The sequence below is a fragment of the Arcobacter defluvii genome, from assembly GCF_013201725.1.
Lineage (GTDB): Bacteria > Campylobacterota > Campylobacteria > Campylobacterales > Arcobacteraceae > Aliarcobacter > Aliarcobacter defluvii.
In genome coordinates, this window is sequence record NZ_CP053835.1 from 2,905,309 (window position 1) to 2,918,081 (window position 12,773).

10 protein-coding genes, 2 tRNA genes and 2 rRNA genes are annotated in these 12,773 nt (G+C 33.0%); 7 read left to right on the forward strand and 7 right to left on the reverse strand.

What is annotated here, in order from left to right:
- Positions 1–2: 2 nt before the first annotated feature.
- Positions 3–668, reverse strand: a complete 666-nt coding sequence (locus tag ADFLV_RS14540) for a FlgO family outer membrane protein (RefSeq protein WP_014475444.1) — start codon at positions 666–668, stop codon at positions 3–5.
- 154 nt (positions 669–822) lie between these two features.
- On the opposite strand from ADFLV_RS14540, the gene ADFLV_RS14545 reads away from it, so the two are divergent.
- Genes ADFLV_RS14545 through ADFLV_RS14570 form a run of 6 tightly spaced genes read left to right on the forward strand, consistent with a single transcriptional unit; the run spans position 823 to position 7,530 of the window.
- Positions 823–1,368 (forward strand): DJ-1 family glyoxalase III, encoded by a 546-nt coding sequence (locus ADFLV_RS14545; RefSeq protein WP_129011875.1) that lies wholly within the window; start codon positions 823–825, stop codon positions 1,366–1,368.
- A 38-nt stretch (positions 1,369–1,406) separates the two neighbouring features.
- Positions 1,407–2,156, forward strand: a complete 750-nt coding sequence (locus ADFLV_RS14550; RefSeq protein ID WP_014475446.1) for a UDP-2,3-diacylglucosamine diphosphatase — start codon at positions 1,407–1,409, stop codon at positions 2,154–2,156.
- The gene (locus ADFLV_RS14555) at positions 2,143–2,904 is read left to right on the forward strand and encodes a patatin-like phospholipase family protein (RefSeq protein ID WP_129011874.1); all 762 of its coding nucleotides are present in this window, start codon (positions 2,143–2,145) and stop codon (positions 2,902–2,904) included. The genes ADFLV_RS14550 and ADFLV_RS14555 overlap by 14 nt, the downstream gene beginning before the upstream one ends.
- Positions 2,905–2,928: 24 nt before the next feature.
- On the forward strand, positions 2,929–6,492 hold the full coding sequence (dnaE, locus tag ADFLV_RS14560; RefSeq protein WP_129011873.1) for a DNA polymerase III subunit alpha: 3,564 nt from the start codon (positions 2,929–2,931) through the stop codon (positions 6,490–6,492).
- Entirely contained in the window at positions 6,467–7,255 is a 789-nt protein-coding gene (gene surE / locus ADFLV_RS14565; RefSeq protein WP_129011872.1) for a 5'/3'-nucleotidase SurE, read from the forward strand. Before dnaE ends, surE begins: the two co-directional genes overlap by 26 nt.
- An 11-nt stretch (positions 7,256–7,266) precedes the next feature.
- Complete coding sequence (locus ADFLV_RS14570) at positions 7,267–7,530, forward strand: hypothetical protein (RefSeq protein WP_129011871.1); 264 nt, start codon at positions 7,267–7,269, stop codon at positions 7,528–7,530.
- Positions 7,531–7,546: 16 nt separating this feature from the next.
- Here ADFLV_RS14570 and ADFLV_RS14575 read toward each other — a convergent pair whose 3' ends face one another.
- Positions 7,547–7,810, reverse strand: coding sequence for an HP0495 family protein (locus tag ADFLV_RS14575; protein ID WP_014475451.1), 264 nt, complete (start codon positions 7,808–7,810; stop codon positions 7,547–7,549).
- Entirely contained in the window at positions 7,807–8,286 is a 480-nt protein-coding gene (gene moaC, locus ADFLV_RS14580) for a cyclic pyranopterin monophosphate synthase MoaC (RefSeq protein ID WP_129011870.1), read from the reverse strand. The genes ADFLV_RS14575 and moaC overlap by 4 nt, the downstream gene beginning before the upstream one ends.
- A 111-nt stretch (positions 8,287–8,397) precedes the next feature.
- Between moaC and rpsU the strand changes: the two genes are divergently transcribed.
- Entirely contained in the window at positions 8,398–8,610 is a 213-nt protein-coding gene (rpsU, locus tag ADFLV_RS14585; RefSeq protein ID WP_041655391.1) for a 30S ribosomal protein S21, read from the forward strand.
- A gap of 381 nt (positions 8,611–8,991) precedes the next feature.
- Here the strand turns inward: rpsU and rrf are convergent.
- The 4 genes from rrf to ADFLV_RS14605 form a co-directional block, all read right to left on the reverse strand.
- A 5S ribosomal RNA gene (gene rrf, locus ADFLV_RS14590) occupies positions 8,992–9,107 on the reverse strand.
- Between the two features lie 168 nt (positions 9,108–9,275).
- Positions 9,276–12,188: ribosomal RNA gene (locus tag ADFLV_RS14595) — 23S ribosomal RNA — on the reverse strand.
- Positions 12,189–12,500: 312 nt separating this feature from the next.
- A tRNA-Ala gene (locus ADFLV_RS14600) sits at positions 12,501–12,576 on the reverse strand.
- A gap of 30 nt (positions 12,577–12,606) precedes the next feature.
- Positions 12,607–12,683 (reverse strand) — tRNA-Ile (locus ADFLV_RS14605).
- Between the last annotated feature and the right edge of the window lie 90 nt (positions 12,684–12,773).

Here is a 12,773-nt window from a genome sequence, read left to right on the forward strand (position 1 = left end):
AATTATCGCTCTTTTATAATATTTATAGTTCTTGCAGGGGCACAATCTCTAAACATCATACAATCATTCGTTAAACCATGATTATAAGTTGATCTTGCACTTGAAATAATTTTACCTGTAACATTATCAATAACTCTAGCATTTAAAATAATTCTTCCAACTTGTCTTGAATATGTTCCTACAACAACATAAGTACTTGGTACTTTATTTTTGATTTCGTGGGGTTTTCTAGAAATAAAATATTCACCTTGTTCATTTATAGAAACAGCCATTTGCCCTCTATATTCAATAATATTAAAACCTCTGTTTGAAAGTTCATTTATCAAACTCTCTCCTATAACTCGTCCAAACTCAGATGTTTCTTTTAATTGATCTAATCTAACAAATGATGTTATAAGTACAGGTTTATTTGTATCTAGTTTTCTATTTTGCATAATTTGAGTTGCAAGCGATGCAATTGTAGCTTCTAGCGAATTTTGTGTAGTTACATTTTTTTGCATATCTTCTGCAACTTCTAGATGTTGCTTTGCCGTTTGCACTTTACTATATTCTTTTATTACATCATCACTAACAGCAGTATTTGAAACTATCTTTTTATAAGAACATCCTGAGATGAAAAATAGAAGTAAAGTTGCTAAAAAACCTACTTTAGAAATATTTTTAAACATAAAAACCCCTTTTTATAATTGCTTAGATTTTATTTAAAATTTGCTTATATATCCTTGAATAATACGCTATTAAAAGCCTTTAAAATTATTTATTTTTTAGAATTTTAAATTTCCTTTGTATATAATATTTACAATAAATCAAAAAGGCAAAAAAATGGCAAAAATTATAGTTCCTATTTCAAATGGTTTTGAAGAAATTGAAGCAATATCAATTATTGATATTTGTAGACGAGCAAATATTGAAGTTACAATAGCAGGTGTTGAAAATATTCAAACTATTGGAGCACATAATATAAAAATTGAAGCTGATTGTAAAATTGAAAATATAAATTCTGATGATTTTGATATGATAGTTTTACCTGGTGGTCTTCCAAATGCTTATACTCTGGCAAAAGACAAAAATGTTCAAAATCTACTAAAAGAATTTAAAGAAAAAAATAAACATATTGGAGCAATTTGTGCAGCACCTTTTGCTCTTCATGAAGCGGGTGTTTTAAATGAAAATTATACTTGCTATCCAAGTTTTGAACAAAAAATTAGATTAAATGGCTACCACAAAAATGATGCAATAGTAATTGATGACAATATAATAACTTCAAGAGGTCCAGCAACAGCAATGAGTTTTGCATTAGAGATTGTAAATATTCTTTGTAATGAAGAAACATATTTAAATGTAAAAAATGGTTTATTAGCAGTTTAAGAAATCAAATTGTAATTAAAAGGATTTAAAATGCTTTTATGAAATATAAAAGCATTTTTATCTCCGACATACACTTAGGAACTCGTTTTTCTAAGGCAAAAGTTCTTCTAAATTTTTTTAAACATAATGAGTGTGAACACCTTATTTTAGTAGGTGATATTATAGATGGTTGGGCAATAAAAAGGAAGTTAATTTGGCCGCAAGAACACTCAGATGTTATTCAAAAGATTCTCAAAAAAGCAAGAAAAGGTACAAAAGTTACATTTATAACTGGTAACCATGATGAATTTCTAAGACCTTTTGTCCCTTTAATTTTAGGTAACACTATAAATATCTCAAATGAACTTGAATATGAAAGTATAAATGGAAAAAAATATTTCATAACCCATGGTGATTTTTTTGATTCAATTACTATGACCAAAAAATGGTTAGCTGTATTGGGTGATTATGGATATGATTTACTTCTTCATTTAAATTCTGTTTTAAATTTTTTTAGAAAAAAATTTGGTATAAAAAAATATTGGTCACTCTCAAAATATGTAAAAGATAGTGTAAAATCTTCTGTTTCATTTATCAATGATTTTGAACAAGTTTTATCAAGTCATGCAAAAAATAAAGGTTTTGATGGTATTATTTGTGGACATATTCACAAAGCTGAAATAAGATATATCAACGAAATTGAATATCTAAATTGTGGCGACTGGGTTGAGTCTTGTACTGCAATTGTTGAAACTTTTGATGGAGAATTTAAAATTATTGATTGGTTAGATAAACATGAATCAAAATAATATTGCATTTGTTCTAGGTGGTGGAGCAGCACGCGGAGCTTTTCATCTAGGAGTATTAGATTTTTGTGAACAACATAATATTGATATAAAAGCTTATAGTGGTTCTTCAATTGGTGCTATTATTTCAGCTTCTCATGCAAGTGGTATAAGTGCAAAAGAACAATTAAAAATCTTCGCATCAAAAGATATAAAACAAACTCTAAAATTCAACTTCTTTAGAAATGGTTTATTGAAAATTGACTCTTCAAATAAAATCATCAAAGAACTACTTCCTATTGAAAAACTTGAGTATATTCCAAAACCAGTTTATGTTTGTGCTTATGATATAAAAAAAAATCAACTTCACTATTTTAATAGTGGTGATACTATTACTTTGTGTATGGCATCAAGTGCATTAATTCCTTTGTTTAAGCCAGTTACTTATGAAAATATGTATTTAATCGATGGTGGTTTATTTGACAATTTACCAATAAAACCTTTAGAAAATAAAGGTTATGAAATTCATACTTTAGATTTATTTGCAAAAAATATAGAAAATCCCAAAAAAAGAATAAATCCAATAAAAAATGCAAAAAAAATTTTATTTAAACAACTACACACAAATCATAAATATACAATAGAAAATACTAACCATTATATAGGAACACACCACATAAAAGAGTTTTCACTTTTTACCTTTAAAGAGATGCAAGAGTGTTTTAATCTTGGACTTAAAGAGGCTCAAAAACATTTTTTAGATATACTATAAATAAAAAATACAAAGATTTATATTATGTCACAAATACCTCAATTTACCCATCTACATTTACATACAGAATTTTCATTACTTGATGGTGCAAATAAGATTAAACCACTAGCTAAAAAAGTAAAAAAAATGGGAATGACAAGTGTTGCCATGACAGACCATGGAAACATGTTTGGAGCCATTGCTTTTTATAATGCTATGAGAGATGAAGGAATAAAACCAATTATTGGAATGGAAGCATACATTCATAATAGTGATGATATTGGTGATAAAACCAATAGACAAAGATATCACTTATGCTTATATGCAAAAAATGATATTGGATATAAAAATCTTATGTTTTTGAGCTCTCAAGCTTATATGCATGGTTTTTACTATTATCCAAGAATTAATAAAAAACTTTTAAGAGAAAACTCTGAAGGTTTAGTTTGTAGTGCAGCTTGTTTGCAAGGGGAAGTAAACTGGCATTTAAATACACAAAATGAAAGAAATGTAAAAAACGGTGCAAAAGGTTATGAAGAAGCAAAAAAAATTGCACTTGAATATAAAGAGATTTTTGGTGACGATTTTTATTTAGAAATTATGCGTCATGGAATTTCTGACCAACACTTTGTTGATGATCAAATCTTAAGAATTTCACAAGAAACTGGAATAAAAGTTGTTGCTACAAATGATACACACTACTTAGAACAAAAAGATGCCGATGCACATGAAGCATTTATGTGTATTGCAATGAATAAACTTTATGATGATCCAAATAGACTAAGACATAGTGTTCATGAGTTTTATCTAAAATCGCCAGAGCAAATAGCAAAACTTTATGCAGATATTCCTGAAGCTATTGAAGCTACACAAGAAATAGCAGATAAGTGTAATCTAACTATAAAATTAGGAAATCCTACTCCTCCAAATTTCAAATTTACAAGACAAAAATCAGCGGAAGCTGGTTTAACACTACCTGAACCTGAACTTGAATATTCTCTTGAAAATGACAAAATTTTATTTATGCATGAATGTCGAATGGGATTAGAAGATAGATTAAAAATAGTTCCTGAGGAGCATCATCAAGAGTACAGAGATAGACTTGAAGTTGAAATAGAAATTATCAATAATATGAAATTCCCAGGATATATGCTTATCGTTTGGGATTTCGTTATTGTTGCAAAAAGAATGGGTATTCCAGTTGGTCCAGGACGGGGTTCAGCAGCAGGAAGTTTAGTTGCCTTTTCTTTAAAAATCACAGATATTGACCCTATTCCTTATGGTTTACTTTTTGAGAGATTCCTAAATCCAGAAAGGGTATCCATGCCCGATATTGATATGGATTTCTGTCAAAGTAGAAGAGGAGAGATTATAGATTATGTTGTTCAACAATACGGTCGAGCTAACGTTGCTCAAATTATCACTTTTGGTAAGCTTTTAGCAAAAGGAGTTATTAGAGACGTTGCAAGAGTTCTTGATATGCCTTATGCAAAAGCTGATGCCATGGCAAAACTAATACCTGATGAATTAGGAATTGATTTAAAAAACTCTTGGGAAAAAGAACCAAAAATAAAAGAACTTTGTGAAGCTGACCCACAAGCTGCAAGGGTTTGGGAATATGCTTTAGCATTAGAGGGACTAAATAGAAATGCAGGAACTCACGCAGCTGGAGTTGTTATTTCAAATGAACCTTTATGGAAAAAAACTCCACTTTTTAAACCTAGTGGTTTGGATACTTTAGCAACTCAATATAATGGAAAATATGTAGAAGATGTTGACTTAATTAAATTCGACTTTTTAGGTTTAAAAACTCTAACTGTTATTGAAGAAGCAAATAAACTAATCGAACAAAGACATGGAAAACGTGTAAATTTCATCACAACAGATGTAAATGACAAAGGTGTTTATGACCTAATTCAAACAGGAAATACAATTGGACTATTCCAAATAGAGTCTGATGGTATGCAAGATTTATGTAAAAGATTAAAACCATCAAACTTTGAAGATGTTATCGCCGTTCTTGCACTTTATAGACCAGGTCCAATGGAATCAGGAATGCTTGATGACTTTATTGATAGAAAACATGGTCGAGCGCAAATAAACTATTTCTATGATGAGTTTGATGGTCCATTAAGACCCATACTTGAAACGACTTATGGAGTTATTGTTTACCAAGAGCAAGTTATGCAAATCGTACAATCTATTGGAGGTTTCTCACTTGGAGGAGCCGACTTAGTTAGACGGGCTATGGGTAAAAAAATCAAAGAAGAGATGGATAGACTAAAAGGTGAGTTTGCAGATGGTGGAGTTAAAAAAGGATTTGTAAAAGAGCATTGTGAAGAACTATTTGACCTGATTGTAAAATTTGCTGGATATGGATTTAATAAATCTCACTCAGCAGCCTATGCACTTGTAACATTTTATACTTCATATTTAAAATGCTACTATCCAGCTGAATTTATGGCAGCACTTTTAACACTTGAAAAAGATAATACTGATAAGGTTGTAAAATATGTCGATGAAGTAAAAAGATTAGGACTTGATTTATTTCCACCTGATATCAATAAATCTGATTTAGTTTTCTCAGCAAAACAAATTGATGGAAAAGAAGTTGTTATGTTTGGAATGGGAGCAATTAAAGGGGCAGGAGATGTAGCTATAAAATCTATATTAAATGCAAGAAATGATGGTCCATTTACTGATTTAGCAGATTTTATTTCAAGAATTGATGGAAGTAAAGTAAATAAAAGAGTTATTGAGTCTCTTACAAAAGCAGGAGCTTTTGATAGTTTTGGATACTCAAGACGTGCACTTCTTGATCAAATTGAGAAAATTGTTGAAACAGTAGGTAAAGCTGCAACTGCAAAAAAAATGGCAACAGGTTCACTTTTTGGAGATAGTGATGAATTAACAAAAATTGATATAGAACTTGAACATATTCCTGAATTTGACCCAAAAGATATTTTAGAACTTGAAAAAGCATCTTTAGGTTTTTATGTTTCAGGACATCCACTTGATGAATATAGAGAACAAATTGATAAAATCAACTATACTCTATCATCTCAAATTGATGAACTTGATGATGGTAGTCAGGCTTTATTTGTGGGGAAAATTGAAAATATAACTGAAAAAATATCTAAAAAAGGCAATAAGTTTGGAATTGCAACAATTATGGATTTCCATGGAACAATCGAACTTATGCTTTTTGAAGATAGATTAAAAGAGTTAAAAGAATCATATAACCTTGAAGAACCTATTGCTTTTAAAGTAAGAATTTCAAAAGATGAAAATTTTACAAGAATGAATATCTTAAAAATTGAAACTATTTTAGATGCTCAAAAAGAAAAAGTAAAAACAAAACAAAAAGAGATTCAAGAACCACCATTGACAATAGCATTACCTTTTTCAAATGATGAAAATACAATATACAAACTACTAGAAATTGTAGTTGAAAATCAAGGGAAAAGAGAATTAAAACTTCTAATAAAATCAAAATTAGCAGACCTAGAACTTGAAACAGGTTTCAAAGTAACATCAAATATAGAAAATTTAATATACAAAATAGAAGGAGCTTATATAGTAGATGAAACAGATACTACTAACAAATGATGACGGATTTGATGCAGTTGGATTAAAAGCTTTAATTGAAGCTTTAAGTTCTATTGCAAAAATTATAGTTGTAGCTCCGGCAAAAAATAAATCAGCATGTGGGCACTCTTTAACTCTAGATAAACCACTTAGAATGGATTGTTTAAAAGATGATTTTTATAAAATAGATGATGGAAGTCCAACTGATTGTGTATTTATTTCAATTAGTAATCTATTTAAAGAAGGTTATAAACCTGATTTAGTAATAAGTGGAATAAACATAGGTGCAAATATGGGTGAAGATATAACTTACAGTGGAACTGCAGCTGGAGCAATGGAAGCAGTTATTCATGGAGTTCCAGCAATTGCAATTTCTCAAGTTTGCCGTGATAGATGTCAAGATATACAAAATAATTGGGATTTTGAATTAGCTAAAAAAACTATTATAGAACTTGTTACAAAGATTTTTAGCAACAATTTTCCATTAGATGAAAGAAAGTTTTTAAATGTTAATATTCCACCAATCAAAGCTGATGAATGTAATGGAATAAAAGTTACAAAAGCTGGATATAGAGAATATGGTAATGATACACATAGACATCTTAATCCAAGAGGAGAAGAGTTTTATTGGATTGGTTTGCATCCACTAATTTGGAGAGAATCACAAAATAAAGATTGTGACTTTGAAGCAATAAAAGCTAATTATGTATCAATTACACCTGTTATGCTTGATATGACTTCTTATAATGATATAAAATCAATGGAAAATTGGTTAACTAAATAAAAGGGAATTTTATGAATTTTACAGAATCTTTATTAAAACATATTGATAAACTTGTTGGAACATTAAAACCAGAGGATGAATTACAAGAAGTTCTAAAAAGAAAATTTACTAAAAAAGAGTACAAAGTTTTTGTAGCTTTTGAAGAAGGAAAATCACTTGATGAAATAAAAACTTTAATAAAAGATGATGATGACAAGATCAACGAACATTATAAAGTTGCAAAAAAGAAATTAAATCAAGAAAAAATCAAAAAAGAGTTAGTATCTTTTGAATAAAAGATACTAATTTATATCATAAAACCATTTTAATATTAGAATGGTCACCTAACATTTTATAAATCTCTTTTCTATCATCTTCATTGTGTACTAACATTTCTAAAGTATAACTTTTATATTTTCCCTTACTACTAACTTTCGATTCATTTACTTTATGTTCTCTATCTAAAATAACATCTTTTACAGTAGATTTTATATTTATATGTTCTAAAACAATAAGTTTATATTCCCAATTACATGGGTAATTTAATTCCAATTTTTCTTTACTTAAATCAATCATATTTGCTCTCTTTTAAAATTTCCACTTTTTCCACCTGATTTACTTTCTAATTGAATGTTAGAAATAATCATTGATTTATCAATTGCTTTTACCATATCATAAATAGTTAATAAACCAATAGAAACGCCTGTTAATGCTTCCATTTCAACACCAGTTTGTCCATTTAATTTTGCTGTAACAATTAACTTAAATCCTGGTTTACTTGGTTGTTCTTCAATATCACAATTAATACCACTTAATAATAAAGGATGACACATAGGAATTAAATCTGATGTTTTTTTCACACCCATTATAGCAGCTATTACAGCTGTTTGTAAAACTGGACCTTTTTTTGTATTATTTGAAATTATTGCATCATAAGCTTCTTTAGACATTTTTATTTCACCAGAAGCAATTGCTACTCTTTTTGTTTCATTTTTATCTGAAACATCAACCATTTTTGGTCTATTATTATTATCTAAATGAGTTAATTCCAAGATTTTCCTTTATTCTAAAAGTTTATTCTATTCAAAAATAAGTTAAATAAGAATTAAGTAAACTTTAAATATAATCAACACCTAAATTTAAAAAGAAAGAGGGTGATTTTAGTGCCAGGCATTAAAGTTAAAGATAGCGAATCTTTTGACGAAGCTTATAGAAGGTTTAAGAAACAATGTGATAGAAATCTTATTGTTACTGAAACTAGAGCTAGAAGATATTTTGAGCCAATGACAGAGATCAGAAAAAAACAAAAAATATCTGCTAGAAAGAAAATGTTAAAAAGATTATACATGCTAAGAAGATACGAATCAAGATTATAATATTTTGATTTGTAAAGAAGAAGGGGGAGGAATGAATAATTTCTTCCCTTTTTTTATGTAAAAATATAAAAATATAAAAGACCTCCAAATAATAAATAAATCCCTAACAAATATAAGAAGTAAAAAAAGTACTCCTAAAAGAAGAAATACCCTTCTAAGCTAAATATAGTTCATCTAGAACTAAATAAAATCTAAAAAATAATGCATTGTAAAATAAATAAAATGGAAATAAGTATTATGTAATGAGGAAATAAACAAACCAAATAAAAGGATAAAAAGCAACAAAGGCTGGAAGGATAGAGGGGTAAAAAAAAAGCTTTTGCTAAGAGGAACTGTAAAGAAGTTCAAATTAGTAAAAGCTTGGTAAATAAAAAACTCAAGAGCTGGCAGCGGCCTACGTTTCCACCAGGGGACCCGGCAGTATTATCGGCGATGAAGTGCTTGACTTCCAGGTTCGGAATGGGACTGGGTATTTCCACTTCTCTATAGCCACCAGCAAAGTTGAGTGAAAAAAGTAAGAAGAAACATAAAGAAAGATTCAATATGTAAATACTCTTTACACTCAACTCATAAAGGAGTTAAGAAAAAATAATGTTAAAGTCTTTTCACAATATATATTAAATATAAGAAATATATTTAATAAGATAGTAAACCAAAGAATTGTTTAAAATAAGCCAAACGTTCTATTAGTACTGGTCAGCTAAACGCCTTACAACGCTTACACATCCAGCCTATCAACCAGCTAGTCTTGCTGGGAACTTCAGGGAAAGTTAATCTTAGAGTTGGCTTCGAGCTTAGATGCTTTCAGCTCTTATCACATCCGTACGTAGCTACCCAACGATGCTCTTGGCAGAACAATTGGTACACCAGTGGTACGTTCATCCCGGTCCTCTCGTACTAGGGACAAATCTCTTCAACTTTCCTACGCCCACGGAAGATAGGGACCGAACTGTCTCACGACGTTCTGAACCCAGCTCGCGTACCGCTTTAAATGGCGAACAGCCATACCCTTGGGACCTACTTCAGCCCCAGGATGCGATGAGCCGACATCGAGGTGCCAAACCTCCCCGTCGATGTGAGCTCTTGGGGGAGATCAGCCTGTTATCCCCGGCGTACCTTTTATCCTTTGAGCGATGGCCCTTCCACACAGAACCACCGGATCACTATGACCGACTTTCGTCTCTGTTCGACTTGTATGTCTCACAGTCAAGCTAGTTTATGCCATTATACTCAACTGGCGATTTCCATCCGCCATGAACTAACCTTTGTAAGCCTCCGTTACTTTTTAGGAGGCGACCGCCCCAGTCAAACTACCCACCAGACATTGTCCTGATACAAGATAATTGTACGCAGTTAGTAACTCAAATATTCAAGGGTGGTATCTCAAGGATGGCTCCATATGTACTTGCGTCCATATATCATAGCCTCCCACCTATCCTGCACATGAATATCCAAGCTACAGTGTCAAGCTGTAGTAAAGGTGCACGGGGTCTTTCCGTCTTTCCGCGGGTAGGAGGAATTTTCACCTCCACTACAATTTCACTGGATCCCTGGTTGAGACAGCTCCCATCTCGTTACGCCATTCATGCAGGTCGGTATTTAACCGACAAGGAATTTCGCTACCTTAGGACCGTTATAGTTACGGCCGCCGTTTACTCGGGCTTCAATCAAATGCTTCGCTTGCGCTGACATCATCAGTTAACCTTCGAGCACCGGGCAGGCGTCACACCTTATACATCCACTTACGTGTTAGCAAAGTGCTGTGTTTTTGGTAAACAGTCGGGAGGGACTCTTTGTTGCAACCTCTATCGCTTTTTGGAGCAAGTCCATATACAATAGTAGGCACACCTTATACCGAAGATACGGTGCTAGTTTGCAGAGTTCCTTAACCAGGGTTCTTCCACGCGCCTTAGAATACTCATCCCACCCACCTGTGTCGGTTTACGGTACGGGCAACATATAATATACTTAGTGGCTTTTCTTGGCACGACAGTATCATCGATTCTCCATCTCCTCCGAAGAGTGTCAAGAGCCTGTAAGATCTCGGCCTAACGTTACCCGGATTTGCCTAAGTAACAGCCTACGTCCTTCGAGCCACTATTCCATCAGTGACCTCGATTAACTCTATGCGTCCCCACATCGCGCTTATATGTTGGTATTGAAATATTAATCAATTTGCCATCGTCTACCCCTTTCGGACTCGACTTAGGTCCCGACTAACCCTACGATGACGAGCATCGCGTAGGAAACCTTGGGTTTTCGGCGTTGAGGATTCTCACCTCAATTATCGCTACTCATGCCTGCATGCTCACTTCTATCCGCTCCAACGCTCCTTACCGGTACATCTTCTACGCTGAATAGAACGCTCTCCTACCACTCAATTAAAATTGAATCTAAAGCTTCGGTGTACATCTTAGCCCCGTTATATTTTCCGCGCAGAATCACTAGACCAGTGAGCTGTTACGCTTTCTTTAAAGGATGGCTGCTTCTAAGCCAACCTCCTGGTTGTCACAGTAACTCCACATCGTTTTCCACTTAGATGTAACTTAGGGACCTTAGCTGTTAGTCTGGGTTGTTCCCCTCTCGACGATTGATTTTATCACCCACCGCCTGACTCCTGTGATTCCACATATGGTATTCATAGTTTGATAGGGTTTGGTACCGCGGTAAGCAGCCCTAGCCCATTCAGTGCTCTACCCCCATATGCTACAACACAAGGCTATACCTAAATATATTTCGGAGAGAACCAGCTATCACGAAGTTTGATTGGCCTTTCACCCCTATCCACAAGTCATCCGGAGACTTTTCAACGCCTATCGGTTCGGTCCTCCACTGGCTCTTACACCAGCTTCAACCTGCTCATGGATAGATCACTTCGTTTCGGGTCTGCAGCATCTGACTAATTCGCCCTATTAAGACTCGCTTTCGCTACGGCTTCGTACTTGACTTAACCTTGCCAGATACCACAACTCGCAGGCTCATTATGCAAAAGGCAGTCCATCACCCTGATAAATCATAGGGCTCTGAATGATTGTAAGCTAATGGTTTCAGGTTCTATTTCACTCTCCTCGCTGGAGTACTTTTCACCTTTCCCTCACGGTACTTGTTCACTATCGATCTGTAAGTAGTATTTAGGATTGGAGGGTGGTCCCCCCAGTTTCAGTCAAAATATCACGTGTTCCGACCTACTCAGGATACCATTAGAGCTATTGAGAATTTAAATTACAGGAGTTTCACCTTCTATGCTACACTTTTCCAAGTATTTCATCTATCCTCTTTAGTCTCACATTATGGTCCTACAACCCCCAATGCAAGCATTGGGTTTGTCCTAATCCGCTTTCGCTCGCCGCTACTGACGGAATCTCGTTTGATTTCTCTTCCTCTGGCTACTGAGATGTTTCACTTCACCAGGTTAGCTCCCCGTAGGGTAATATATATCTCTATATACTGGGTTGCCCCATTCAGAAATCCCCGGATCAAAGCTCTTTGGCAGCTCCCCGAGGCTTATCGCAGCCTAATACGTCTTTCATCGCCTCTTACAGTCTAGGCATCCACCATTAGCCCTTAATAGCTTATTAATAAATAGAGTTAAACTCTATCGCTTTTTGATAATATTCTTTGGCTACTATCTTATTAAACATATTATTTAAAATATATCCAATAAAATAATGTTGTGTTCTATCTAATTTCTTAGATATGAAATTTTTTTTGTTTTAAATTATTTAACATTTCTGTTATCTAATTCTTACGAAAAAATTAAAGACTTTAACATTATATTTTTAAATATCATTTTGATTCGAAAATCAAATATAAATTCAATATCCTTTGAACTTATATTTAACTTCTTTATCACTCTATAAATTAATTATTACGCATTTACTCTTAATAGGTGGTGGAGAATAGCGGGATCGAACCGCTGACCTCCTGCGTGCAAAGCAGGCGCTCTCCCAGCTGAGCTAATTCCCCAACCTAAATTAATCTTTCTAGATTATTTAATGGTGGGCCTATCAGGACTTGAACCTGAGACCTCACGATTATCAGTCGAGCGCTCTAGCCAGCTGAGCTATAGGCCCCTTTTACTACCTATTTAAATAATCTTTATAAACCGAATATAAAAACTCTTTCTTTTTAGTTTTAAGTTAAGAATCGAATCTTAACTTAAT